This window comes from Saccharothrix syringae (assembly GCF_009498035.1).
In the GTDB taxonomy this organism is placed as follows: Bacteria; Actinomycetota; Actinomycetes; order Mycobacteriales; family Pseudonocardiaceae; genus Actinosynnema; species Actinosynnema syringae.
This window is the reverse complement of the sequence record NZ_CP034550.1, coordinates 473,780-499,047: the sequence shown is the minus strand read 5'-3', so window position 1 is coordinate 499,047 and position 25,268 is coordinate 473,780. Positions and strand designations below refer to the sequence as shown.

Annotated in this window: 23 protein-coding genes; 11 read left to right on the top strand and 12 right to left on the bottom strand. The window is 73.6% G+C overall.

The window, feature by feature from the left end; translation table 11 throughout:
- The first annotated feature begins 26 nt into the window (after positions 1 to 26).
- Together EKG83_RS02320 and EKG83_RS02315 are read left to right on the top strand one after the other, a co-directional pair.
- Positions 27 to 818 (top strand): NADP-dependent oxidoreductase, encoded by a 792-nt coding sequence (locus EKG83_RS02320; protein ID WP_033432226.1) that lies wholly within the window; start codon positions 27 to 29, stop codon positions 816 to 818.
- A 58-nt stretch (positions 819 to 876) separates the two neighbouring features.
- The gene (locus tag EKG83_RS02315; RefSeq protein ID WP_033432227.1) at positions 877 to 1,098 is read left to right on the top strand and encodes a PspC domain-containing protein; all 222 of its coding nucleotides are present in this window, start codon (positions 877 to 879) and stop codon (positions 1,096 to 1,098) included.
- 51 nt (positions 1,099 to 1,149) lie between these two features.
- Here the strand turns inward: EKG83_RS02315 and EKG83_RS02310 are convergent, their stop codons facing one another.
- The 5 genes from EKG83_RS02310 to EKG83_RS02290 all read right to left on the bottom strand — a co-directional run bounded on the left by EKG83_RS02310 (position 1,150) and on the right by EKG83_RS02290 (position 6,246).
- A complete protein-coding gene (locus EKG83_RS02310; protein WP_033432228.1) occupies positions 1,150 to 2,502 on the bottom strand; it encodes a beta-N-acetylhexosaminidase in 1,353 nt (450 codons plus the stop codon).
- Positions 2,499 to 3,344, bottom strand: a complete 846-nt coding sequence (locus EKG83_RS02305) for a carbohydrate ABC transporter permease (RefSeq protein ID WP_033432229.1) — start codon at positions 3,342 to 3,344, stop codon at positions 2,499 to 2,501. Before EKG83_RS02305 ends, EKG83_RS02310 begins: the two co-directional genes overlap by 4 nt.
- Positions 3,341 to 4,234: a carbohydrate ABC transporter permease gene (locus tag EKG83_RS02300; RefSeq protein WP_033432230.1), complete on the bottom strand. Its 894-nt coding sequence runs from the start codon at positions 4,232 to 4,234 to the stop codon at positions 3,341 to 3,343. Before EKG83_RS02300 ends, EKG83_RS02305 begins: the two co-directional genes overlap by 4 nt.
- Complete coding sequence (locus tag EKG83_RS02295; protein ID WP_033432231.1) at positions 4,231 to 5,505, bottom strand: extracellular solute-binding protein; 1,275 nt, start codon at positions 5,503 to 5,505, stop codon at positions 4,231 to 4,233. The genes EKG83_RS02300 and EKG83_RS02295 overlap by 4 nt, the downstream gene beginning before the upstream one ends.
- A gap of 90 nt (positions 5,506 to 5,595) precedes the next feature.
- The gene (locus EKG83_RS02290) at positions 5,596 to 6,246 is read right to left on the bottom strand and encodes a copper homeostasis protein CutC (protein ID WP_228122480.1); all 651 of its coding nucleotides are present in this window, start codon (positions 6,244 to 6,246) and stop codon (positions 5,596 to 5,598) included.
- Between the two features lie 132 nt (positions 6,247 to 6,378).
- On the opposite strand from EKG83_RS02290, the gene EKG83_RS02285 reads away from it, so the two are divergent.
- The 4 genes from EKG83_RS02285 to EKG83_RS47375 all read left to right on the top strand — a co-directional run bounded on the left by EKG83_RS02285 (position 6,379) and on the right by EKG83_RS47375 (position 10,815).
- Complete coding sequence (locus EKG83_RS02285; protein WP_153277843.1) at positions 6,379 to 6,549, top strand: hypothetical protein; 171 nt, start codon at positions 6,379 to 6,381, stop codon at positions 6,547 to 6,549.
- 179 nt (positions 6,550 to 6,728) lie between these two features.
- Positions 6,729 to 7,334: an RNA polymerase sigma factor gene (locus EKG83_RS02280; RefSeq protein WP_033432233.1), complete on the top strand. Its 606-nt coding sequence runs from the start codon at positions 6,729 to 6,731 to the stop codon at positions 7,332 to 7,334.
- Positions 7,335 to 7,393: 59 nt separating this feature from the next.
- Entirely contained in the window at positions 7,394 to 7,816 is a 423-nt protein-coding gene (locus tag EKG83_RS02275) for a carboxypeptidase regulatory-like domain-containing protein (protein ID WP_407690774.1), read from the top strand.
- A 116-nt stretch (positions 7,817 to 7,932) separates the two neighbouring features.
- The gene (locus tag EKG83_RS47375; RefSeq protein WP_228122479.1) at positions 7,933 to 10,815 is read left to right on the top strand and encodes a CHAT domain-containing protein; all 2,883 of its coding nucleotides are present in this window, start codon (positions 7,933 to 7,935) and stop codon (positions 10,813 to 10,815) included.
- Between the two features lie 18 nt (positions 10,816 to 10,833).
- On the opposite strand, the gene EKG83_RS02265 is transcribed toward EKG83_RS47375, so the two are convergent.
- The 5 genes from EKG83_RS02265 to EKG83_RS02245 form a co-directional block, all read right to left on the bottom strand.
- Complete coding sequence (locus EKG83_RS02265; protein WP_228122478.1) at positions 10,834 to 11,286, bottom strand: NUDIX domain-containing protein; 453 nt, start codon at positions 11,284 to 11,286, stop codon at positions 10,834 to 10,836.
- 1,415 nt (positions 11,287 to 12,701) lie between these two features.
- Complete coding sequence (gene groL, locus EKG83_RS02260; protein ID WP_033432235.1) at positions 12,702 to 14,324, bottom strand: chaperonin GroEL; 1,623 nt, start codon at positions 14,322 to 14,324, stop codon at positions 12,702 to 12,704.
- 217 nt (positions 14,325 to 14,541) lie between these two features.
- Entirely contained in the window at positions 14,542 to 15,732 is a 1,191-nt protein-coding gene (locus tag EKG83_RS02255; protein WP_051766223.1) for a serine/threonine-protein kinase, read from the bottom strand.
- A gap of 96 nt (positions 15,733 to 15,828) precedes the next feature.
- The gene (locus EKG83_RS02250) at positions 15,829 to 16,035 is read right to left on the bottom strand and encodes a cold-shock protein (protein WP_033432301.1); all 207 of its coding nucleotides are present in this window, start codon (positions 16,033 to 16,035) and stop codon (positions 15,829 to 15,831) included.
- A 79-nt stretch (positions 16,036 to 16,114) separates the two neighbouring features.
- Positions 16,115 to 16,759: an AIM24 family protein gene (locus EKG83_RS02245; protein WP_033432236.1), complete on the bottom strand. Its 645-nt coding sequence runs from the start codon at positions 16,757 to 16,759 to the stop codon at positions 16,115 to 16,117.
- A 64-nt stretch (positions 16,760 to 16,823) separates the two neighbouring features.
- On the opposite strand from EKG83_RS02245, the gene moeA reads away from it, so the two are divergent.
- From moeA to EKG83_RS02215, 5 genes are all read left to right on the top strand, one after another.
- Entirely contained in the window at positions 16,824 to 18,035 is a 1,212-nt protein-coding gene (gene moeA, locus EKG83_RS02240) for a molybdopterin molybdotransferase MoeA (protein WP_033432237.1), read from the top strand.
- Positions 18,036 to 18,235: 200 nt separating this feature from the next.
- The gene (locus EKG83_RS02235; RefSeq protein ID WP_033432238.1) at positions 18,236 to 18,940 is read left to right on the top strand and encodes a phosphatidylserine decarboxylase; all 705 of its coding nucleotides are present in this window, start codon (positions 18,236 to 18,238) and stop codon (positions 18,938 to 18,940) included.
- A 4-nt stretch (positions 18,941 to 18,944) separates the two neighbouring features.
- Complete coding sequence (gene pssA / locus EKG83_RS02230; RefSeq protein WP_033432239.1) at positions 18,945 to 19,907, top strand: CDP-diacylglycerol--serine O-phosphatidyltransferase; 963 nt, start codon at positions 18,945 to 18,947, stop codon at positions 19,905 to 19,907.
- Between the two features lie 233 nt (positions 19,908 to 20,140).
- On the top strand, positions 20,141 to 22,543 hold the full coding sequence (locus tag EKG83_RS47370; protein WP_033432240.1) for an AAA family ATPase: 2,403 nt from the start codon (positions 20,141 to 20,143) through the stop codon (positions 22,541 to 22,543).
- A gap of 154 nt (positions 22,544 to 22,697) precedes the next feature.
- Positions 22,698 to 24,065 carry an alpha-amylase family protein gene (locus EKG83_RS02215; RefSeq protein WP_228122477.1) on the top strand — a complete coding sequence of 456 codons (1,368 nt, stop codon included), beginning with the start codon at positions 22,698 to 22,700 and terminating at the stop codon, positions 24,063 to 24,065.
- 151 nt (positions 24,066 to 24,216) lie between these two features.
- Here EKG83_RS02215 and EKG83_RS02210 read toward each other — a convergent pair whose 3' ends face one another.
- Positions 24,217 to 24,870, bottom strand: coding sequence for a LytR C-terminal domain-containing protein (locus EKG83_RS02210; RefSeq protein ID WP_033432241.1), 654 nt, complete (start codon positions 24,868 to 24,870; stop codon positions 24,217 to 24,219).
- Positions 24,867 to 25,163, bottom strand: a complete 297-nt coding sequence (locus EKG83_RS02205; protein WP_033432303.1) for a DUF3263 domain-containing protein — start codon at positions 25,161 to 25,163, stop codon at positions 24,867 to 24,869. The genes EKG83_RS02210 and EKG83_RS02205 overlap by 4 nt, the downstream gene beginning before the upstream one ends.
- Positions 25,164 to 25,268: the final 105 nt, after the last annotated feature.

The following is a 25,268-nucleotide window of genomic DNA, read 5'->3' as shown; positions in this document are numbered from 1 at the left end:
CGGTGGGCGCCCCTAGCGTCGACGGGGTGAGAAGCGCACGCATACACCGGTTCGGCGGTCCCTCGGTGATCGTCGTGGACGAGGTCCCCGACCCGGCGCCGGGTCCCGGGCAGGTGCTGGTCGAGGTCGCCGCGACGTCGTTCAACCCCACCGAGGTCGCGGTCCGGACCGGCCGGTTCCCCGTGCCGCTGCCGCACACCCTCGGCTGGGACGTGGCGGGCACGGTCGACGGCGAGCCGGTGGTGGGGTGGATCGGGGGGGCGGCCGCCGAGCGCGCCGCGGCCGACCCGGCCCGGCTGGTCCCGGCGCCGCGGTCGGTGCCCCTGGCGCACGCCGCCGCGATCCCGCTGGCCGGCCTGACCGCGTGGCAGCTGGTGTTCGACCACGCGCGGGTCCGGGCCGGGGAGCGGGTGCTGGTCAACGGCGCGGGCGGCGGGATCGGCGGGTTCGCGGTGCAGCTGGCCAAGGCGGCGGGCGCGCGGGTGACGGCGACGGCGTCACCGCGCAGCGCGGCGGTGGTGCGGCGGCTGGGCGCGGACGAGGTGGTCGGGTACGGGCCGGTCGGCGCGTTCGACGTGGTGCTGAACCTGGTCGCGGACGCCCGGGTGGCGCACCTCGGCGGCCGGGTGGTGTCGGCGACCGCGTCGGACGTGCCGGGCGCGCACGTGGTGACCCGGTTCGACGCGGCGCAGCTGCGCGAGGTGGTGGCGGCCGTCGAGGTCGACGTGAGCGGGGAGCACCGCCTGGAGGACCTGCCGGAGCTGCACCGGCGGGCCGAGGCCGGGCTGCTCAGGGGTAAAGCCGTGGTGAAACCCTGAGAGCGGACCAGGGTGGTTCCCCGATGTGCCGGCGGCGTCCGGCGGGCAGCCTTGGGGCATGACGAACGACGTGATCGACCAGGCCACCGACAAGGTCAGGAAGCTCCGCCGCAGCCGGGACGACCGGATGGTGGCGGGCGTGTGCGGCGGCGTCGCCGAGCTGCTGGGGGTGGACGCCGCGCTGCTGAGGATCCTGCTGGTCGCCGCGACCCTGTTCGGGTTCGGCACCGGCGCGCTGCTCTACCTCGCGGGCTGGGTCCTGGTGCCCGAGAAGGACTGACGCGCGGCGTCACGGGGTCGTCGGGGACAGCGGGGACAGGGGTCGTCGGGGTCATCGGGGGAAGCCGGGCACGCCCGGGAGGACCTGCCACGGTCGGGGACCGTCGAGGGGTCGGTACTCGACGCCGAGCGCGTCGAGCCGGGGCAGGTGGTGCTCGGCCAGCCGGGTGGTGAACCCGTCCCCGTCGCGGGGCGCGGGGCTCCACACCACCTCGGCGAAGGCGCTCAACCGGGGGAAGGCGGCGTAGTCGAGCCGCCGGGGCGAGTCCAGGTGCTCGGTCCACAGGTTCGCCTGCGCGCCGAGCACCCGGTCCGCCGCCGCCGGCTCGTAGCCGTACACGTCCGCCAGGGTGGTGACGGTGCCGACGGGGATGGGCTCGTCGGGGTCGTCGGACTGGCGGTAGTCGAGGTAGAGGTGCCGCTCGGGGCACATGACCACGTCGTGGCCGCGCGCCAGGGCGCGCAGGCCGGGTTCCTCGCCGCGCCACGACGCGACGACCGTGCTCGCGGGCAGGGGTCCGGCGTCGAGCACCTCGTCCCAGCCGAACGGCCGCCGGCCGCGCTCGACGAGGTGCCGGGCGATGCGCCGGACGAACCGGCCGTCGCCGCCCTCGGCCTCGTCGCCGCCGAGCCCGACCACCTCGCCGGGGAACACGTCGAGCAGCTCGTCGAACACGTGCCGGTAGAACTCCACCACGGCCTCGTCGGCCCTGAGCACGTTGGGGTTCACGCCCCAGTCCGTCCACACCGGACCGCCGGAGACGCCCAGCTCGGGGTAGGCGGCGATGGCGGCCTGGCTGTGGCCGGGCACGTCGATCTCGGGCACCACGGTGACGTGCCGCGCCGCCGCGTACGCCACGACCTCGCGCAGGTCGTCCTGCGTGTAGTAGCCGCCGTGGGGCCGGCCGGTCGTGCCGCCGGAGCGGCGGTCGCCGAACCGGGAGTCCGGGCGCCAGCCGCCGACCTCGTGCAGCCGGGGGTACCGGCGGCACTCGAAGCGCCAGCCCTGGTCGTCGGTCAGGTGCAGGTGCAGCACGTTGAGCTTGTGCACGGCGAGCAGGTCGACGTAGCGCAGCAGGTCGTGCCTGGGCAGGAAGTGCCGGGCGACGTCGAGCATCACGCCGCGCCAGGCGAACCTCGGGTGGTCGACCACCTCGCACACCGGCAGCCGCACCCGTCCGGGCGGCACGGCGCGGAACGCGGCGGGCCCGGCGAGCTGCCGCAGCGTCTGCCGGGCGTAGAACTCGCCGGCGGCGTCGGAGGCGAGCACGCGGACGCCCCCGGGCGTCACGGACAGCCGGTAGCCCTCGGCGGGCCCTTCGACGTACTCGACCAGGTGGTCGCCGTCGAAGTCGACCTCGCCCTCGCCTGCGGTGTAGGACGCGGGGCGGGGCAGCAGGATCACGACTTCACCGCCCCGGCGAGGCCGGCGACGAGCCGCCGCTGGACGACGATGAAGAACACGAGCACCGGGATGGTCATCAGCGTCGAGCCGGCCATGATCGCCCCCCAGTCGTTCTGGTCGGGTTTGACGAACACCTGCAGCGCCAGCGGCAGGGTCTGGTTCTCCGCCGCCGAGATGATGAAGGTCTTGGCGAACAGGAAGTCGTTCCAGGCGTGGATGAACGACAGCACGCTGGTCGCCACCAGGCCGGGCGCCACCAGCGGGAACAGCACCGTCCACAGGAAGCGGGAGCGGGACGCGCCGTCGAGGGTGGCGGCCTCCTCCAGCTCGGCGGGCACCGCGGCGACGAACCCGCGCAGCATCCAGATCGCGAACGGCAGGCTGAACGCCAGGTGCACCAGCACCAGCGACCCGAGGTGGTTGAGCCCGAACGCCGGCGCCACGTCGCGCACCGACCGCATCACGAAGAACAGCGGGATGGTCAGCGCCTCCACCGGCACCATCTGCACCACCAGCAGCATGACCAGCATCGTGGTCCGGCCGCGGAAGCGGAACCGGGTCAGCGCGGTGGCCGCCAGGAACGACAGCAGCAGGCTCAGCAGCACCACCGCGGTGGCCACCACGAGGCTGTTGAGCAGGTAGCGGCCGAAGCTCTGCACGGTCAGCGCGCGCACGAAGCTGTCCAGGGTGGGCGCGAGCGTCCACGGCCGCGGGTCGGCCGAGACGACCTCGGCCTCGGGCTTGAGCGCGGTCAGCACCATCCAGTACAGCGGGAACGCCACCACCGCCGCGGCGGCGACGGCCACCGCCTCGGCGACCCCGCGGGAGACGCGCCGGTTCACAGCTCCTCCCCGCCGCGCCGCAGCGCCCTCAGGTAGCCGGCGGTGACCAGGAGCAGCAGGACCGTGGTCACCACGCCGATCGCCGCGCCGAGGCCGTACTCCGAGGCGGCGAACGCCTGCTGGTAGGCGTAGACGTTGAGCACGAGGTTGCGCCCGGCGATGCCGCCGCCGTTGGTCATCACGTAGATCTGGGTGAACACCTTGAAGTCCCAGATGATCGACTGGATGGTCACCACGACCAGGATCGGCCGCAGCAGCGGCAGGATCACCGCCGTGGCGGTGCGCGCGGTGGACGCGCCGTCCAGGGCCGCGGCCTCCAGCACCTCGCCGGGGATGGCCCTGATGCCCGCGTAGAGGGTGACCATGACGAACGGGAACGAGCACCAGATCACCTGCGCGGCGACCAGGCCGAAGGCGACCCACTTGTCGTAGGTCCAGGAGAACCCGGTGGTGCCCAGCACCTCGTTGACGAAGCCGAGGTTGGCGTCGAACAGGAACAGCCAGATCGTGGACCCGGCCACCGCGGGCGTGGCCCACGCGCCGAGCGCGGCCAGGAACAGCGTGGTCCGGGCCCAGGCGCGGACCCTGGTGGCGAGCACCGCCAGGGCCGCGCCGACCAGCAGGGTCCCCGCCACGCACACCGCCGCGAAGCCGACCGTCTGCCCGAGCACGGCCCAGAACCGGTCGTCGGCGAGCAGGCGCGCGTAGTTGCCCAGGCCCAGGAACGTCAGCGGCGCGCCACCGCTGACCTGCTCCTGGCCGTAGTCGAACAGCGAGATCAGCACGAGCTGGTAGATCGGGTAGCCCATGAGGCCGACCAGCACCAGCAGGGCGGGGGCGAGGTAGGTCAGGGCGACCCGGCCGTCGCCCCGCTTGACGGGGACGGTCATGAACCGAACGCGGCGTTCATCTCGTCGGCCGCCGCCTTGGCCGCGGTGTCGAGGTCGTCGCCCGCCGCGGCGACCTTCTGGAGCAGGTTGGGCAGCACGGCCTGGGCGTCGACCTTGGCCCAGTCGGGGGTGACCGGCACGAAGCGGGTGCCCGCCTCCAGGGTCTTGACGAAGGGCTCCAGCACGGGGTTGGCCGCGGAGACCTCCCGCTGCACGTCGCCGAACGTGGGCAGGTTGCCCATGGCGTCGAACATCTTGCGCTGGTAGGTCTTGCCGCCCAGGAGCTTGACGAACTCGGTCGCCAGGGTCTTGCGCTGGGAGCCGCCGAGCACGCCGAGCAGGTTGCCGCCGGAGAACGCGGGCGCGATCGAGCCGGGGGTCTTGCCGGGCAGGGGCACCACGGCGTACTTGCCGGCGGCGCTGGAGGCGTCGACGGACTTGCGGTTGAAGTCGCCGCCGACGACCATCGCGGCCTTGCCGGCGCGGAACGCCTCGACGCTGGCGTCGCCGCCGTTGCCCGCGCACTGGGCGGGCGGGCAGATGTCGTCGGCGATCAGCTCGGTGTACTGGCGCAGGCCCGCCTTGGACTCGGCGCTGTCGATGGTGGAGACGTACCCGTCGCCGTCCTTCCTGGCGATGTCGCCGCCGTTGGCCCACACGAACGGCATGGCGCCGTAGGTGTACTTGCCGCCGGCGGAGATGCCGAGCAGGTCGGGCCTGGCCTGGCGGACGCGGCGGGCCAGCGGCGCGATCTCGTCGAGGGTGGCCGGGGGTCGGAGGCCCAGCTCCCCGAAGACGTCGGTGCGGTAGTAGAGCGCGCGCACGCCGACGAACCACGGCACGCCGTAGACCTTGCCGTCGACCTTCGCGGTGTCGAGCACGGCGGGCAGCAGGTCCTTCCCGTCCTCCCAGCCGGCCAGGTCGACCTCGGCGAACCCGCCGCCGGCGACGTAGCCGGCCAGGTCGGTGTTGCCGAACTCGGCGACGTCGGGCGCGCTCTGCGGGTCGCTGAAGGCGGCCTTGAAGCGCTCGGCGCGGGTCTGCACCTGGATGTACTGGACGTCGACGGTGACGCCCTGGTGCGCGTTCTGGAACTCGGCGACGGCCTCCTGCACCACGGCCTCCTTGGGGCCGCGGTTGACCTCGTCGAACAACCAGACCCGGAGTTGGCCGGTCTGCTCGTCGGTGCCGGTGGACGCCGGGCCGGACTGGACCGGGGCGCACCCGGCCAGCACGGCGGCGCCCACGGCTGCTGCCACTACGAACCGCATCCTCGCCACCTCTTCTCGCCATGTTGCGTCCTGTGCAACGTCTGTTTCACGGGAGGCAACGGGGATGCTATGACCGATTCGGCAAGCGGTCTAGACCAGATTCGCCCAGGCGCGCACGGCGTCGGCGGACAGCGGCGCGTCCCAGCCGCCCGGGCGGACCGCGCCGCCGACGTGGAAGGCGGTCACCCCGGCGGCCTTGAGCGGTGCGACGTGCTCGGCCTTCAGGCCGCCGCCGACGAGCAGGCGCGCCCCGTCGCGGCGCGCGAGCCGTTCGAGGACCGGCAGGCCGTCGGCCACGCCGCGCGGCGAGCCGGCGGCGAGCACGGTGTCGCAGCCCAGGCCGGCCACGACGTCCCACGCGCCCTCGGGGTCGACGGAGTGGTCCAGGGCGCGGTGGAACGTCCAGGCGCAGCCGGCCAGCTCGGCGAGCACGGCCTCGCAGGCGGCGACGTCGACGTGCCGGCGCCCGTCGAGGAAGCCGAGCACGAACTCGGAGGCGCCCGCCCCGCGCAGCGCCGCGGCGTCGCGCCGCAGCCGGTCGGGGTCGCCGGGCGCGAACCCCGGCGCGTCCCGCAGCATCACCCGGACGGGCAGGTCGGTGACGCCCAGCACCTCCCGGAGCACGCGCACCGGGGGCGTGAGGCCGTCCGCGGCCATGTCGACGGTCAGTTCCAGGCGGTCGGCGCCGCCGGCCTGGGCGGCCTCGGCGTCGGCGGCGTGCAGCGCGATGACTTCCAGCATGGTCTGGACCATAGGCCGTGCCGGGGCCGGCCGGGGAAAAGTCAAATGTCAACCGCGGTCCGCGTATCCAGCGTAGAACTACTCACTCTTTTCCCTATGACCGATCCTCAACCCCGACTGAGGAGACACCGGATGAACGCCAACCCGCCTGGCGTCGACGACGACCTCGTCCACCTGGACGAGGACCTCGCCGAACTCGCCGAGCTGGAGCAGGAGCTCGCCGACCAGCAGGACCCGGACCTGCCGCCCGCCACCCCGGCCGGGCAGCACCAGACGCACAGCGAGCCGGTGGGCACCAACTGAGGACGCTGGGGGACGGGGCGGGTTCGATCGGCTTCGAGGGGTGCCGATCGGAACCGCCCGCGGAGGGGAACGGCGGTCCGCGGTGCGAGGGGGGCATCGCGGACCGCCGCCGCGACGGTGGTGGGGGAGATGTGTGACGATCAGCTCCGGCCGGGGGATGCCGAGGAGGAGGTGACGACGTGGGAGAACTGCGCACGGCGGGTGAGCGCCCACCGTGGGAGGGCTTGGACGGCACGGACCGGCACGCCGCCTGCGTCGTCGCCGCGCGCGCCGGCGACCGGAGGGCGCTGGACGTGCTGATCGCCGACCTCACCCCGCTCGTGTGGCACGTGGCCCGCGGCCACGGGCTGGACCGCAGCACCGCGGAGGACGTGGTGCAGACGGTGTGGCTCGCGCTGCTGCGGCACCTCGACCGCCTGGCGGAACCCCGCGCGCTGGCGGGGTGGCTCGTGGTGACCACCCGCCGCGAGGCCCAGCGCACCTGGACGCCCAGCCGCCGGGAAGCGGCGCTGAACGACGAGCTGGCCGAACAACTGGAGAGCGAGTACGGCCTGCCCGAGGACGCCGCCCTGGTCGACGACCGGGACCACCGGTTGTGGCGCGCGTTCGGGCGGCTGTCGCAGAAGTGCCAGGAGCTGCTGCGACTCACCGTGCTGGCCGGGCGGGCGGAGTACCGCGCGGTCGCCGAAGCACTGTCCATGCCGCGCGGCAGCATCGGCCCGACCAGGGGCCGGTGCTTGACGACGTTGCGCGCACATCTCGACGCGGAAGGAGGATCGCGGTGAACGACATCGACCCGCGCGATGACCGCAGAGGCCAAGAGGACACCGCTGTCCTCACTGAACTGAACCGCCTGGTGTACGAGCTGGACGCGCCCCCGGTGGGGCTCGTCGAGCGCATCCAGTTCGCGGTGGCCCTGGAGAACCTGGACGTCGAGGTGGCGCGCTGGGAGCGGGCCGGCTCGTTCGCCGGCGTGCGCGGCGGCGGCCCCGGCACCATCACCTTCACGGTGGACAACCTCACCCTGATGGTGAACTTCACCTCGACCGGCGCCCGGCACCGCATCGACGGCTGGCTGGTGCCCGCGGGCGAGCACACCGTCGAGGTGCGGGTGGCCGAGCACGAGTCGAGCACCACCAAGGCCGACGACGGCGGGCGGTTCGTGCTGTCCGACGTGCCCGCCGGGACCACGCAGATCGTGGTGCACCTGGTGAACTCGCGCGGCGAGCCCGGCCGGACGGTCGTGACGCCGACGATCATGCTCTAGAGGGGGCGTCACGTTCGGTCGATCGACGGGTACTCACGGAGAGTGACCCGTTCGGCTCAGCCGGAATGTCCACAAGACGGCTCCTCGGGCACGCCCGGTGTGCTGGCATTGGGGACGTGCCACCGTCCCGTGCCGCGGTACCCGCCACCGAGCCTGTCCGGAACAGCGTCGAACTGGCGTCCGAGCTGCGTGAACAAGGCTACCGAGCCGCGTCGGCCGGGCGCCCGGCCGACGCGGTGGAGCTGCTGCGCCGGGCACTGGGCGCGCTGCCGGCGCCCCCGGGAGCCGCCACGCTGCGCATCCGAATCCTGATCACGTTGTCCTACGCGGAGGCCGAGACCGGGTCGGTCGACGACGGCCTGGCCCACCTCACCACCGCCGACGGCCTGGTGGCGGGCCTGCCCGAGGGCCCGGAGCGGCTCGGGCTGGGCGCGATCGTGCAGGACCAGCGGGCGCTGATCCTGCACCGGGCCGGGCGGACCTCCGACGCGATCGCCCTCTACGACGAGTCCGTGCGGCGGTTGGAGGAGGGGCGCGCGGCCGGGGCGGTCGACGCGACGGCGCTGTCCACGGCGCTGATCAACCGGGGGCTGACCAACATCGCGTTCGGGCTGCCCGAGGCGGCGGAGCGGGACGTGCGGCGCACCATCGAGCTGGCCGAGGCCGAGGACGAGCCGCTGCTCAAGGCGAAGGCGCTGAACAACCTGGGGGACGTGGCGCAGCTGTCCGGCGACCTGCCGGCCGCGCTCGGGCACTACGAGCGGGCGGGGCGGGCGCTGTCGGCGCTGGCGCCGGACCTGGTGCCCCGGCTGCGGATCGACCAGGCCCGGACGCTGCTGGCGGCGGGGTTGGCCGCCGAGGCGGCCAAGCACCTGGACGAGGCCCTGGTCGTCCTGCGCCGGCGGCGGGTGGGGCAGGACCTGGCGGAGGCGGAGCTGGGGCGGGCCGCGGCGGCGCTGCTGCAGGGGGATCACGCGGTGGCCCGCGACCTGGCGGCGCGGGCGCGGCGGCGGTTCGGCAGGCGGGGGAGCAAGCCGTGGGCCGAGCTGGCGGCGCTGATGCGGATGCGGGCCGAGTTCGCGGCGGGGCAGGACGCCGGTCGGGGTGCCGATCAAGGTGCCGGTCGGGGTGCCGGTCAGGACGCGGCTCTGGCTTCAGGCGGGGGCGCGGGTCAAGCCGCAGGTCGGGCTTCAGGCCGGGACGCGGGTCAGGCCGCAGCTCAGGCCGTGGGCCGGGTCGCTCTCGACCAGCCTGTCGCCGACCACTCCACCGACACCCCCGCCCCCGGTCCCCGGCCCGCGGCGACCATCCCCGCCCAGGCGACCACCCCCGAACAGACCGTCATCCCGCCCCGGCCGCACCCGACCCTCGCGCACCACCACACCTCGCCCACCCCGTTCCCCTCCTCCCTCGCCACCCCGGCGAAGGCGGCGGGCCTGGCGAAGCGGTTGCGGTCGGTGGGCCTCACCGACGAGGCGGCCGTGGCGACGCTGCTCGCCGTCCGGATGGCGGTCCGCCGGGGCGATGTCACCACCGCCCGCGAGCTGCTGGCCCGCGTGCCGGTGCCCGGCCCGATCACCCCGATCGACCACCGGATGCTGCTGCGGCTGTGCCGGGCCGAGCTGGCCGTGGCGACCGGTTCACCCGCCGCGGCGCTGCGCGAGGCCGAGGAGGGGTTGGCCGAACTGGGCCTGGCGCGCGACCGCGTCGGCGGCCTGGACCTGCTGTGCGGCACCGCCGTGCACGGCCGTGAGCTGGGCGAACTCGCCATCGGCCTGGTCCTCGACCGGGGTGGGGACGCCGGCACCGCGTTCGACTGGCTGGAGCGCACCCGGGCCCAGGTCTACCGCTACGAGCCCCTGCCCGCGATCGACGACCCCGTGCTGGCGCGGCGCGTGGCCGAGTCGCGGACCCTGTCGCGGGCCGTGCAGCAGGCGCGCCTGGACGGTCGTCCCGCCGACGAGCTGGAGGCCCGCCTGGAGCCGTTGCAGCGCGAAGTCGCCCGACTGGGGTGGCACACGAGCGTGTGGGGCCGCCCTCGCCCGGTGTGCCGGGTGACCGACGTGCACGCCCGACTGGGTGATCGCGCGATGGTGAGCTTCGTGGCGCACGGCAACGTCCTGTCCGCCGTGGTCCTGGCCGAGGGCGACGCGACCCTGGTGCGCCTGGGCGACGCGACGGAGGTCTTCGAACAAGCCAGGCAGCTCCACGCCGACCTGGACGCCCTGGCCCCGGACCGCCTGCCCAAACCCCTGGCGGACGCCATCACCGCGTCGGCGGCCCGCCGCGCCGAGGTCCTGGACGGGGCGCTGATCGCCCCGTTGTCGCCCCTGGTCGGCGGGCGCGACCTGGTGGTGGTCCCCACCGGCGACCTCTACGCCGTGCCGTGGAACGCACTGCCGTCCCTGCACGGCCGCCCGGTGGTGGTGGCCCCGTCCGCCACGGCCTGGCTGAACGCGGCGTCGGCACCCGGGTCCTCGGCCTCTCGCGTGGTCCTGGTGGGCGGCCCGAACCTGCCCGAGGCAGTGGGCGAGGTGAGCAACCTGCGCGCCACCTACCCCGACGCGGTGACGGCCGAAGAAGTGGCCGAAGTCCTGACCCACCTGGACGGCGCCCGCCTGGCCCACATAGCCGCCCACGGCGAGCACGAGTCGGACAACGCCCTGTTCTCCCGCCTGGAACTGGCCGACGGCCCCCTGTTCGCCCACGAAACCGCCCGCCTGCGAACCGCACCCGAACAGGTGATCCTCGCCGCGTGCTCCCTGGCCCTGAGCCACATACGACCGGGTGACGAAGCCCTGGGTTTCGCGGGCGCCCTCCTGGCCAGCGGCTCACGGACGGTGGTCGCCGCCGTCAACAAGGTGGGTGACCAGGCCGCCGCCCTGACCATGGAGACCTTCCACAAACTCCTGTCCAGCGGCCGCCCCACCCCCCACGCCCTGGCGGAGGCGACCGCCGTGGACCCCCTACGTCGCCCATTCGTGTGCTTCGGCGCCTAACCCGGCCGCACCCCTCAATCACCCACCCCACCCATAAACGCTGAAGCAGCTCCCACCGGAGACCTGCTCCCCCGCAACCCGCCCCCTGATCACCGACAACCCGATGGCCGAGTAGTCCAGCAGGTCACCGGGCAACGCGCCGACCGCGAACCACCCCACCTCGGAACACTTCTCGGGTTCACGGACAACAGGCTCCCCACCCCACTCACGCACCTCGAAGAACACCCCCACCCGAGCCTCGACCGCAGGCGCAACAGCGTGCGTGACGTGCACAAACGTCAAATCCTCCCCACGCACCACCACCCCCACCTCCTCCGCGACCTCCCGCACGGCCGCGGCCACCAGCGACTCCCCCGCCTCGACCTTCCCGGCAGGCAGGTGCCAGAGCCCGTCGAATCGGGAATCGCTGTCACGCCGCCGGATCAGCAGCACGTGACCGTCGCCCCGAACAAGCGCCACGTGCACGTCCACCAGATGCCGATACACCACCAAAATCTCCGATCAACGCACCAAGCCCACCGTCGTCACGCTATCAACAACACCGCCGCCCCCAGTCCCGAATGAAGCAAAAATCCCACACCATCCCGCGCCACCCACCAAAAACCGGGCAAGGCAACAGCGAACCCGAAGACCACAACCAGAGCGCCGCGATCACCGCAATTGCCCGCGGCCAGGCGCAGCGACCGAGAAACCCGCCGATGACCTCGCACAACCGGGCACTCACCCCGAGACAACCCCAACGCCAAGACACACCCAAGCACCCGCCGCGAATTGCCCGCCAATCCAGCGACGAAGGCCCGAAATGCAAGCGCGGCCCACCCAGTCGCACAACGACCACGGACCACCATTGACACACCCGCACCCAACAAGCCCACAAAAAACGACCCGCGGCCGACAAGACCGCCACCACCGGCCGGAAAACCCAACCGAAAATCCCCAGCCGGACGAGAAAGCCGGACGGGCCAACAGCTACGCGAGGGCCGGCCGACAGGAGCCGAACGGGGACCACCAGGGCCAGACGAGCCAGGCCAAGCGGGACGGACCGATCGCAGCGGCAGGCCCGATCGCAGCGACAGCCACCAGCCGCAATGGCGGCCGGTCGCAGCAACCGGTCTCGGCAGCGGCCAGTCGCAGCGGCCGGTCGCAAGCTGGTGAGGCAGGCCGGCCGACCGATCCAGGCTAAGCGAGGCAGGCCGGGCGATCCAGGCCAGGCGAGGCAGGCCGGGCGAGTGGCCACGGCGGGTCGCCGGGCAGGTTGGCCGAAGTGGGCGGCCAGGGGCAGGCGGTCGAGGCGGGTGGTTGGGCCGGCTCAGGCGGGCAGTCGGACATGCAGTCGGGGTAGGCAATTGGGGTGGGCAGCCGGGGCAGGTGGTCGGAGTGGAACAGCCGGAGCAGGTGGTTGGGGCTGGCAGTCGGGCCAGGTCGTCGGGCCGGGTAGTTGGGGCTGAGGGTCGGCCGGGCAGGTGGGGCTGGCGGTCGGGGTAGGCGGTCGGGGTGGCGGTGCGGGCGGGTGGTCGAAGTAGGCGGGCAGGCCGGGTGGTTCGGGCGTCGATATCTCTAACCGATGGCCGTAACAGCGTTTCCGTACATCTTCGTCCCCATGATCACCCGATCGGGTTTGCCGCCCCCTCCACCTCGATTCCACCCCACCTATACACGCGGAAGGGCCCGGTTCGCGAGAAGCGAACCGGGCCCTTCCATGCCTTCACACGACCGTGTGAACCAACCGAACCGACCGGACCGTCACCGACCCGGACTTGGCTCGACCGGTATCCACCGGCCGCACCTCACCGGTCACCGACGACCGACCACCAACCACCGACCCCGGCAACCCCGAACCCACCGGGATCACCGACCGCCGGTCACCGGCCGGGCGACCGTCGAGGTCAGAAGTCCATGCCGCCGGCGTCCGGCACGGCCGGGGCGCCCGAGGACTTCTCCGGCTTGTCCGCGACGACCGCCTCGGTGGTCAGGAACAGCGCGGCGATCGACGCGGCGTTCTGCAGCGCCGAGCGGGTGACCTTCGTCGGGTCCGGCACGCCGGCCGCGAGCAGGTCCTCGTACTCGCCGGTGGCGGCGTTGAGGCCGTGGCCGACGGGCAGGCCCTTGACCTTCTCCACCACGACGCCGCCCTCGAGGCCGGCGTTGACGGCGATCTGCTTCAGCGGCGCCTCGACGGCGACCTTGACGATGTTGGCACCGGTGGCCTCGTCGCCGGTCAGCTTCAGGCCCGCGAACGCGGCCTCGGCGGCCTGCAGCAGGGCCACGCCGCCACCGGCGACGATGCCCTCCTCCACGGCGGCCTTGGCGTTGCGCACCGCGTCCTCGATGCGGTGCTTGCGCTCCTTCAGCTCGACCTCGGTGGCGGCGCCGGCCTTGATGACCGCGACACCGCCGGCGAGCTTGGCCAGCCGCTCCTGCAGCTTCTCGCGGTCGTAGTCGGAGTCCGACTTCTCGATCTCGGCGCGGATCTGGTTGACGCGGCCCTGGATCTGCTCGGCGTCACCGGCGCCCTCGACCACGGTGGTCTCGTCCTTGGTGACGACGATCTTGCGGGCCTTGCCCAGCAGCGACAGGTCGGCGTTCTCCAGCTTGAGGCCGACGTCCTCGGTGATGACCTGGCCGCCGGTCAGGGTGGCGATGTCCTGGAGGATGGCCTTGCGGCGGTCGCCGAAGCCCGGGGCCTTGACGGCGACGGACTTGAAGGTGCCGCGGATCTTGTTCACGACCAGGGTGGCCAGGGCCTCGCCCTCGACGTCCTCGGAGATGATCAGCAGCGGCTTGCCGGACTGCATGACCTTCTCCAGCAGCGGGAGCAGGTCCTTGACCGTGGAGATCTTGGAGCCGTAGAGCAGGATGTACGGGTCCTCCAGGACCGCCTCCTGCCGCTCCGGGTCGGTCACGAAGTAACCGGAGATGTAGCCCTTGTCGAAGCGCATGCCCTCGGTGAGCTCCAGCTCGAGCCCGAGCGCGTTGCTCTCCTCGACGGTGATGACGCCTTCCTTGCCGACCTTGTCCATGGCCTCGGCGATCAGCTCGCCGATGGTCGAGTCGCCGGCGGAGATGGACGCCGTGGCGGCGATCTGCTCCTTGGTCTCGACCTCCTTGGCGGTCTTGTGCAGCTGCTCGATGACGGCCTCGACGGCCTGCTCGATGCCGCGCTTGAGGCCCAGCGGGTTGGCGCCCGCGGCCACGTTGCGCAGACCCTCGCGGACCAGCGCCCGGGCGAGGACGGTGGCGGTCGTGGTGCCGTCGCCCGCGACGTCGTCGGTCTTCTTCGCCACTTCCTTGACGAGCTCGGCCCCGATCTTCTCCCAGGGGTCCTCGAGCTCGATCTCCTTGGCGATGGAGACGCCGTCGTTGGTGATGGTCGGCGCGCCCCACTTCTTCTCGAGCACGACGTTGCGACCCTTGGGGCCGAGCGTCACCTTGACGGCGTCGGCGAGGGTGTTCATGCCACGCTCGAGACCGCGGCGGGCATCCTCGTCGAACGCGATCATCTTGGCCATTGCGGTGTGTTCCTCCGCCTGATTACGAATGGGGCCACTGCGGACGCGCGCCCGCAGCGGAACACGGTGCTTCGGCCAGGCTCGGTGCCCGCGACGGACGACCCGCCCCTGCGCGAGGAGCCGGCCTCACCGTCCCAGCCTGCGTGTTGGCACTCAGTGGGCCCGAGTGCCAACACCGTGTTTAGCACTCGACGGAGGAGAGTGCAAGAAGCACAGGTCAGGCGGGTGACCCGGGCTGGGTGAACGGGCCGGTGGTCCCGCCGACGCCCATCGACTGGCCGGTGGTCCGCGAGGGCTGCCGGGGCGGCTCGTCCTTGGGCGTGAGGATCAGGACGAGCACGATGATCGCCGCGATGGCGATCGCGCCCACCACCACCGGCGCGAACCACACCGGCCGGGACCTGCCCGTGTCGGTGAACGCGCCCGCGCCGCCGACCTGCGCGGGCGGGCGCAGCCGGACGGGGTCCTGGAGGAACCCGGGCTGCTGCTGGTACGGGGTCCGGTAGGGCTGCTGCGCGGGCACGCCGCCGCTCTGCGGCCCGAGGTCGGCGCGCCGGCCGGGCGGGGCGGTCTGCGGTGCGGCGGACAGCGCCACGCGCGCCGCGTTGACCAGCTCCACGCACGAGGAGTACCGCTGCGCCGGGTCCTTGGCGGTGCCCTTGCGCAGCACGTCGTCGATGGCGGGCGGCAGCGACACCAGGCCGCTCAGCGCGGGGATGTCCGAGCCGAGGTGCCCCTGGATGACGTCCTGCACGCCGCCCTGGAACGGGGGCCGCCCGGACAGGCAGGCGAACAGCATGCAGGCCAGCGCGTACTGGTCGGTGCGGCCGTCGAGGGGTTCGCCGCGCAGGTGCTCGGGCGCGGCGTAGGTGGGCGAGCCGAGGAAGTCGCCGGTGCGGGTGCGGTGGCCGGTGGCGCCGCGCCTGGTCAGGCCGAAGTCGGCGAGGTAGACGTGCTCGCGCGAGGCTTCCTTGGTGGTGACCAGCACGTTGGCGGGCTTCACGTCGAGGTGGACCAGGCCCTTGCCGTGCAGCATGTCGAGCGCTTCGGCGACCTGGCCGAGCAGGGTGAGGACGCGCGCGGGCGGCAGCGGGCCGTCCTTGATCAGCGCGGCGAGGTCCTGGCCGTCCACCAGGCGCATCGCGATGTAGAGCAGCCCGTCGACCTCGTCGAAGTCGTAGAGCGGGACGATGTTGGCGTGGTCGATGGCCGAGGTGTTGCGGGCCTCGTCGACGAACCGCTCGCGGAACTCCGCGTCGGCGGTCAGGTGCTCCCCGATGACCTTGAGCGCGACCTTCCGGCCCAGCCGGACGTCCGTGGCCTTGTAGGTCACGCTCATGCCACCGCGGCCGAGCACCCCGTCGATCCGGTAGTGGCCCAGCCGTCGCCCAGTCAGGTCCTCCGACACGCGAGGCAGCCTAACGTCCGCGGGTTCCCGCTCGCGCGGGGTTCCCGGCAAAGGCGGGAAGCCGCCCGACCCGCCGCGGGGCGGGTCGGGCGGAGGTCACGAGGCCTTCCGGACGTCCGACGCCTGGCTGCGGCCGTCGCGGCCCGCCTGGATCTCGAACTCCACGCGGTCACCCTCGGCCAGCGTGCGGAAACCCTCCATCTGAATCGCCGAGTAGTGCACGAACACATCGGGCCCGCCGTCGGCGGCGATGAAGCCGTACCCCTTCTCCGAGTTGAACCACTTGACCGTGCCGACAGCCAAGACGTCCTCCTTCGAGAAATACCTGAGCAAACCGCCACGCTAGAGGCACGAGGGGGTCCGCCGATACCTCCTTATGGAGTCATGCGCGCGCACTGAAACCATTGTCCCGCAACCAACTGACCAATGAGCGCGGGCTGTGGGTGCGGGTGACCACCAGGCCGGGACCGGCGAAGTCCAGGAGCAGCCCTTCGCCATTCCGAACGGATTGGGACGCGTCGGGGGAAACCGCGCGCAACCGGCACTGGAGGGTGTCGGCGAAGGCCACCACGTGCCCGGCGTCGACGGTGACCAGCTCGCCCGCGTCGAGGGTGACGACGTCGAGGGTGCCGTAGCAGGACAGCACCACTGGACCGGTTCCGTGGACGTGGGCGAGGAAGCCGCTGTCGCCGCCGTGGAGGGCGCGCACGGGCGGGGCGGCCGGGTCGAGGCGGGCGGTGGCGGCCGAGGCGAGCCAGGCGGTCCGGGACACGCACCAGCCGGCCTTGCCGTCGAGTTCGAGCACGTGCAGGTCGCCGGGCAGCGGGGGCGCGACGTCCACCCAGCCGCCCTCCGGGCCCGCGGTGCACAGCGCGGCGGTGACGCCGGGCGCCTTCGCGCGCGGGTCGACGCCGGTGCCGTAGCTGGTGGCGAGCACCGAGGAGCGCTCGACCAGCGCGGGCTCGCCCGGCGCGAGCAGGAGGCGGGCCACGCCGGCGGTGGGGGTGTGCCGCGTCCGGACCTGCACCGCTCCCCCTTCACCCCGATCGACCGCTCAGCCGCTCGGGGCAGTCTGCCACGCGCCGGGCAGGATGGTGCCCGTGTCCAACGCGCTGACCAGAGTCGCTGATCACAAGGCCCGCGTCGCCGGGCTGGTGGGTGCCACGCCGGTGGTGGCGGCGCCCGTCGCGGACTGCCTGGGGCTGGTGCTGGCCCGCGACCTGGTGGCGCCGGTCGCGCTGCCGCCGTTCGACAACTCCGCGATGGACGGGTACGCCGTGCGGGCCGCGGACGTGGCCGCGGTGCCGGTGGAGCTGCCCGTGGCGCAGGACGTCCCCGCCGGTCGCACGGACCTGGTGCCGCTGGAGCCGGGCACCGCGCACCGCATCATGACCGGCGCGCCGGTGCCCGAGGGCGCGGACGCGGTGGTGCAGGTGGAGTGGACCGACGGCGGCACGTCGGCGGTGCGCGTGGACCGGTCGGTGGCGCCCGGCCAGAACGTGCGGCGGGCCGCGGACGACGTGGCGCCCGGCACGACGGTGCTGACCGCGGGCACGCCGCTCGGGCCGGCGCAGCTCGGGCTGGCCGCCGCGCTGGGGTTCGGGGAGCTGCCGGTGCGCAGGCGCCCGCGGGTGCTGGTGCTGTCGACCGGGTCGGAACTGGTCGGGCCCGGAGTTCCGCTCGCGCCGGGGCAGATCTACGAGTCGAACGGCGTGATGCTGGCCGCGGCGGTGCGCGAGGCGGGCGGTGAAGCGGAATTGCTGCGCTTCGTCCCGGACGACGTCGCGCAATTCCACGCCGCGGTCGAATCGCGGATCGCCTCATTCGACCTGCTGCTCACCTCGGGCGGGGTGAGCGCGGGCGCGTACGAAGTGGTGAAGGACGCGTTCACCGGGCGCGGGGTCGAGTTCACGAAGGTCGCCATGCAGCCCGGCGGACCGCAGGGCGCGGGCCGTTACCGGGGGGTGGCGGTGGCGACGCTGCCCGGGAACCCGGTGAGCGCGCAGGTGTCGTTCGAGGTGTTCGTCCGGCCCGCCCTGCGCGCGGCCATGGGATTCCGGCAGGTGGAGCGGCCCACGGCGGTGGCGCGGCTGAACGCGCCGGTCTCCTCGCCCGCCGGGCGCACCCAGTTCCGGCGCGGCGCCTACGACCCGGCGTCCGGGCGCGTGGTGACGCCGGTGGGCGGGCCCGGGTCGCACCTGCTGTCGGCGCTGGCGGTCAGCGACTGCCTGATCGAGGTGCCCGAGGACGTGACGGAGCTGGCCGCGGGCGACGAGGTCGTGGTGCGGCTGCTGCACGGGTAGCGGTCCGCGCGGGACAGCGGTCGCTCGGGTGGCGGACATCGATCATTTGCTGTGATGCGCATTACACTGGGCGCGGCCCCCGGCCGGTGGTCCGTGCGTTCGTCGGGGGACGCACGGGTGGGCCGGCCGGGGGACGGGACGCCGAACCGCTCGGCCGCGTAGCGTGTGGCGGGCCGGAACCGCCCCAAAACGGAAGAGCCATGACCGACCAGAACCGTGGTGCCGTCTCCCACTTCCTCCAGCTCGCCAAGGGGATCCTCCCCCCGATGAACCCCGCGGGCCGCCCGTTCGTGGCGGGTGCGGCCGTCGTGACGCTGCTGCTGCGCAGGTACTCCAAGCGCGCGGGCGTCGTCGGCGCGCTGCTGACCGCGTGGGTGGCCTGGTTCTTCCGCGAGCCCGGGCGCACCACGCCCACCCGCCCCGGCCTGGCCGTGGCCCCCGCCGACGGCACCGTGTCGCACGTCGTCGAGGCCGCGCCGCCCGCCGAGCTGGGTCTCGGCGACGCGCCGATGACGCGGATCAGCGTGTTCCTGTCGGTGTTCGACGTGCACGTGCAGCGCACCCCGGTCGCCGGGCTCGTGCGCCGCGTGTCGTACCGGGCGGGCAAGTTCCTCTCCGCCGACCTGGACAAGGCCAGCGAGGACAACGAGCGCAACGCGGTGTGGCTGACCTCGGCCGACGGGCACGACGTGGTGGTCGTGCAGATCGCGGGCCTGGTGGCGCGCCGCATCGTGTGCCACGTCGCCGAGGGCGACAAGGTGACCGCGGGCCAGACCTACGGGCTGATCCGGTTCGGCTCGCGCGTCGACCTGTACGTGCCGGCGGGCAGCCGGGTGCTGGTCGAGGCGGGCCAGCGGACAATCGGCGGCGAGACCGTGCTCGCCGAGCTCCCCGCGGGGGGTTGAGCCGATGACGGCCGGCGGACCGGGCATCAGGCTGCTGCCGAACGCGATCACGGTGCTCGCCATGTGCGCGGGCCTGTCCGCGGTGTACTTCGCCAGCGTCAGGATGTGGGGCGCGGCGATCGGGGCCATCGCCGCGGCCGCGGTGTTCGACGGGCTGGACGGGCGGCTCGCCCGGCTGCTCGACGCGACCAGCAAGATGGGCGCCGAACTCGACTCGCTGGCCGACGCGGTGTCGTTCGGCGTGGCGCCCGCGCTCGTGGTCTACCTGTGGAAGTACCCCGGGGCGCGCGAGGGCTGGGTCGTCGCGCTGATCTTCGCGGTGTGCATGGTGCTGCGGCTGGCGCGGTTCAACACGCTGCTGGAGGTCGAGCGGCCGCCGTTCACCAAGGAGTTCTTCGTCGGCGTGCCGGCACCCGCGGGCGGGTTGCTGCTGCTGCTGCCGCTGATCGTGGACGAGCAGCTGGGCCGTGGCGGGTGGTGGTCCGGGCAGGTCGTCGTCGCGGTGTGGACGGTCGCCATCGCGCTGCTGCTGGTCAGCCGCATCCCGACGCTGTCCGTGAAGACGATCAAGGTCCCGCCGCGGCTCGTGGCGCCGCTGCTGGTGCTGGTGGGGCTGCTGGCGGCGGCGGTGATCACGTTCCCGCTGGTGGCGCTGATCGCGGCGATGCTCGTGTACCTGGGGCACCTGCCGTACTCGGTGCGCCGGTACCGGTGGCTGGCCAAGCACCCGGAGGCGTGGGAGGTGCCCGCGGCCGACCGGCGGGCGATCAAGCGGGCGCACGGCGTGGCCGCGCGGCGGCTGGGGTTGCGGCAGCCGCTGCGGGGGCGCGTGGCGGGCGCGGCGCTGCGGGCGGTCCGCAGGCCCCGCCGGTTCGACCCGGCCCAGGCGGAGACGAACGGCCAGGCGCGCGACGGCAAGCGGCGCGGGTGGCGGCAGATCGGTTTGCGCAGGCAGGACCGGCTATGATCACAGGGACGTCGTCCTCTCGCTGACACGATCGGGTGATCATCGGGCGAAGATGTACGGAAACGGCGTTACGGCGACTCGGTTGGATATGAAGGAACCGCCGACCAGCCCCCGCGCCGTCCCGCACCCCTCCGCCCACCCGCACTCCCCCGCCCCTCCGCACTCCCCCGCCCACCCGCACTCCCCCGCCCACCCGCACCGACCGCCCAGGCCACCGCACTACGCTCGACCCCGTGATCACGCTGACGGCCCGCCTGTCGCCCTCGGCCCTCGACACCCGCCGCGGCGTGGTGCGGCTGCACCCGGAGGTGCTGGACGCGCTGGGCCTGCGGGCCTGGGACGCGGTGCGCCTGACGGGCGCGCGGGTGAGCGCGGCCCTGGCCGCCGCCGGCGACGGCCCGCCCGGCGTGGTGCTGCTGGACGACGTGACCCTGTCGAACCTCGGCGTCGTCGAGGGCAGCGAGGTCGTGGTGGCCCCGGTGGAGGTCGCCGCCGCCCGGCGGGTGGTGGTGGCCGGGTCGCGGCTGGCGAGCACGTCGCTCACGCCCGAGACCCTGCGCATGGCGCTGACCGGCAAGGTGCTGACGGTGGGCGACGCGGTGTCGCTGCTGCCGCAGGACCTGGCCCCGCCGCCGGGGGCGGACCTGAGCGCGACCAGGCGCAAGCTGGCGAACGCGATCGGGATGACGTGGACGAACGAGCTGCTGACCATCACCGCCGCCGACCCCGCGGGGGTGCCGGTGGCGGTGCAGCCGTCGACGGTCGTGGGGTGGCGCGACGGGGCGAGCACGGGTGACGCGGCCGGCGTCGGGTTCGGCCGGGGCGGGTCGGGTGCGGCGGGTGGCTCGGCGGGGGCCGGGTCGGGCGCGGGATCGGCGGCTGGGGTCGGCCTGGGCGCAGGGGCAGGTTCGGGCGCGGGTTCAGCCGGCGCGGGCCGGGTGGGCGGGATTTCCGGCTCGGGTGAAATTTCGGGCATAAAGGGTATTTCAGACTTCGGGAACATTTCGGGCACCGGTCCAGGCTCGACGGGCACCGGCGTGGCGGGCGCCGGTGCGGTCACGGCGGCCGCGGCGCCCGTGCCGGTCGCGGACCTCGTGGGGCAGCAGGACGCCGCCAAGCGGCTCGCCGAATGGCTCGACCTGACGTTCAGCCACCCGGAGCTGCTGGCCAGGCTCGGCGCGACGCCCCGGCTCGCGGTGCAGGTCAGCGGCCCGGAAGGGGTCGGCAAGACCACGTTCGTGCGGGCCGTCGCGCACGCGGCCGAGGTGGCGGTCGTCGAGGTCGCGGCGCCGGGCATCGCGGTCCTGGAGGCCAACGCGACCGCGCAGCGGCTCGCGGACGCCCTGGCCGCGGCACGCGCGCAGGCGCCGGCGGTGCTGCTGCTGACCGACGTCGAGGCGCTGCTGCCGGCCGCCACGCCGCCGCCGGTGGCGACGGTGGTGCTCGACGCGTTGCGCGGGCGGCCGGACGGGGTCGTGCTGGTGGTCACGAGCGCGCACCCCGAGGCCGTGGACCCGCGGTTGCGCGCGCCGGAGCTGGTGGACCGCGAGCTGGTGCTGCCGCTGCCCGACCGGGCGACGCGGACGGAGCTGCTGCGGGTGCTGCTGCGGGACGTGCCGGTCGAGTCCGACGTGGACTTCGGGGTGGTCGCCGACCGCACGCCGGGGTTCGTGGCGGCGGACCTGGTGGCGTTGCGCCGGGAGGCGGCGGTCCGCGCGGTGCTGCGGCAGCGCGACGTCGCGGAGCCCCGGGTGGCGCAGGGCGACCTGGTGGGCGCGCTGGAGACGGTCCGCCCGATCTCGATGTCCACTTCGGACACCCTGCGGACCGGCGGTCTCACGCTGGACGACGTCGGTGACATGGTCGAGGTCAAGCAGGCGTTGACCGAGGCCGCGCTGTGGCCGTTGCAGTACCCGGACTCGTTCGCGCGTCTCGGGGTCGCGCCGCCGCGCGGGCTGCTGCTGTACGGGCCGCCGGGGTGCGGGAAGACGTTCCTGGTGCGCGCGCTGGCGGGCAGCGGGCGGTTGAACGTGCTGTCGGTCAAGGGCGCCGAGCTGATGGACAAGTTCGTCGGCGAGTCGGAGCGCGCGGTGCGGGAGCTGTTCCGGCGGGCGGCCGAGGCGGCGCCGGCGCTGGTGTTCCTGGACGAGGTGGACGCGCTGGCGCCGCGGCGCGGGCAGTCGTCGGACTCGGGCGTGTCGGACCGGGTGGTCGCGGCGCTGCTGACCGAGTTGGACGGGGTCGAGCCGCTGCGGGACGTGATCGTGCTGGGTGCCACCAACCGGCCCGAGCTGGTGGACCCGGCGTTGCTGCGGCCGGGCCGGCTGGAGCGGCTGGTGTACGTGCCGCCGCCGGACGCCGGGGCGCGGGCCGAGATCCTGCGGGCGTCGTCGCGGAACACGCCGCTGGCCGGGGACGTGGACCTGGCGGTGCTGGCCGAGGAGCTGGACGGGTACTCGGCGGCCGACTGCGCGGCGCTGATCCGGGAGGCCGCGTTGACCGCGATGCGCGAGTCGCTGTCGGCGACCGAGGTGACGGGCGCCCACCTGGCCGCCGCCCGGACCGCGGTGCGGCCGTCGCTGGACCCGGTGCAGCTCGCCTCCCTCGCCGCCTACGCGGAGTCCCGCAACGGCTGAATTCCGCGCCCGCCGGCTCCGAACGGCGAATTCGGGGTACGGGAGTGGACGACACGCCCTGCCCGAGTGGACGACACGCGGTGCCGCAGTGGAGGACACGCGGGGTGGGCGGGGCATTCGTGGGCGGGGCGGAGCAGCGGAAGGATACGAACGGGTGAAGAGCGACGCGGCGGAACGGGTGTTCACGAGCGGCCCGGCCTGGGTCCGGCACGCCATCTGGTGGCACGTCTACCCGCTCGGCTTCACCGGCGCCGAACCCCGGAGCACCGGCGACACCCCCGTCACCCACCGCCTGGGGCACCTGCACGCCTGGCTGGACCACGCCCTGGAGCTGGGCGCGTCCGGCCTGGCGCTCGGCCCGGTCTTCGCCTCCGGCACCCACGGCTACGACACCACCGACCACTACCGCATCGACCCCCGACTGGGTGACGAAGGCGACTTCGACGCGCTGGTCGCCGCCGCCTCGGCGCGTGGCCTGCGCGTCCTGCTCGACGGGGTGTTCAACCACGTCGGACGGGGTCACCCGGCGTTCCGGGCGGTGCTGGAGCAGGGGCCTTCGGCGGCGACCGCGCCGTGGTTCCGCCTGCGCTGGCCCGACGGCCCGTGGACGCCCGGCACCGAGCCCGGGTACGACGACTTCGAGGGCCACCACCACCTCGTGGCGCTCGACCACTCGTGCCCGGCCGTGGTCGACCACGTGGTCGACGTGATGAACCACTGGCTCGACCGGGGCGCGTCGGGGTGGCGCCTCGACGCCGCCTACGCCGTGCCGACGACGTTCTGGGCGCAGGTCACCGAGCGCGTACGCGCCCGTCACCCGGACGCGTACCTGATGGGTGAGGTCATCCACGGCGACTACACCGCGTTCGTCACCGAGGGCGGTCTCGACGCGGTCACGCAGTACGAGCTGTGGAAGGCCGTGTGGAGTTCGCTCAACGACCGGAACTTCCACGAGCTGGCGCACGCGCTGCGCCGGCACGACGGCTTCCTGGAGCGCTTCGTCCCGTACACGTTCCTGGGCAACCACGACGTCACGCGCATCGCGAGCCGCCTGGCCGACCCCGGGCACGTGGCCCACGCCCTGGTCGTGCTGGCCACCACCGGCGGCACCCCGGCGGTCTACGCGGGCGACGAGCACGGCTTCCGCGGGGTCAAGGAGGACCGGGCGGGCGGTGACGACGAGGTCAGGCCGCCGTTCCCGGCCACGCCCGCCGAACTGTCACCGATCGGGTTGCCGGTGTTCCACCTGCACCAGGAGCTGCTGGGGCTGCGGCGCCGGCACCCGTGGCTGCACGCGGCGCGGACGAGCGTGCTGGACGTGTCGAACGAGTTCCTCTCCTACGCCTCGGCGGCGGAGGGGCAACGCCTGGTCGCGGTGCTGTCGACCGCCGGCGGGCCGGTCGGCGCGCGGGTGCCCGGGGCGAGCGGCGTGCTGGCCGGGCGGGCGCGGCTCGACGCGCCCGGGACGCCGGGTGCGCGGGCCCACCTCGACGCCGGCGGGTGGGCCGTGCTCGCCGGCTGACCGGAACGGGCCGGAGCGGGTCGAACGTCGAACTCGGGGGTCCTGAAGGTTCGACACGAGGGGTCTGAGCGTTCGACTCGCGCGACTTGAACGCATGACTCGCGCGACTTGAACGCATGACTCGCGCGGGCTGAGCGCATGACACGCGGGGTTAGGAGACCTTGCCGGAGGGGCCCTTGTAGTCGTTGGTGACGATGACGATGATGCCGGCGTGGGCGGCTTGGATGCCGTTGAAGCGGGGTTCGACCCGGGCGTTCAGGAACTGGGCCAGTTGGCGGGCCGAGGCTTCCTCGTCGGTGCCGGGGCGGAAGTAGACCGTGGTGGTGGGGATGGTGCCCTGGGAGTAGTTGGCCGTGTCGACGACCTCCCAGCCGCCGCGGCGCACGTCGTTCGACGCGTCGGCGGCCAGGCCGGCGATCGTGCCGTTGTTGTAGACGCGCACGGGCGGCTTGGGGGCCACCGGGGGCGGCGGGGTGTCGGCGGTGCCCTGGCCGGCCGGGGTGCCCGGGGTGGTGGGAGCGCCGGTGGGCGCGGGGGTGGTCGTGGGCGCCTGGGGCGGCTGGGTGGTGGTCGGCTCGCCCTGGGAGGTGGCCGGGGTGGTCTCCGACGGCGGGGCGGAGGACTGGGTGTCCGACCCCGGCGTGGACGTGGCGGTCGTCTGCGCGGCGGGCGGCTGGTCGTCCGAGCCGCCGCCGAAGAGGCTGATCACGCCGATCACCAGGGCGACCGCGGCCAGCCCGAGCAGCACGTAGCCGGCGGCGCGGGCGGGGTGGGCGGTGCCCGCGGGCTGTTCCGGGTTCGTCATCGGCGCTCGACACCCAGCCGCTTCGCCAGGCGGGCGCGCTGCCTGCCGGACCGGGACCTGCGCAGTCTCTTGATCAGCATCGGGTCGGCCGCCAAAGCCTCTTCCTTGTCGATCAACGCGTTGAGCAGTTGGTAGTACCTCGTGGCCGACATGTCGAACAGCTCCCTGATGGCCTGTTCCTTGGCACCCGCGTACTTCCACCACTGGCGTTCGAAGGCCAGGATCTCCCGCTCCCGGTCGTTCAACCCGTCGTCCGGCCCCTCCGCCGGCGCCAGTGCCTCTGCGGCGTCCATCTGGCTCCTCAGCCGTCTCCCGTGCGTCGGGGCCATTACATCACGTGATCGTCATCGGGGTCGGCTCATCGGTCGGCGCGTCCGGACAACGCGCCGATAGGCTGC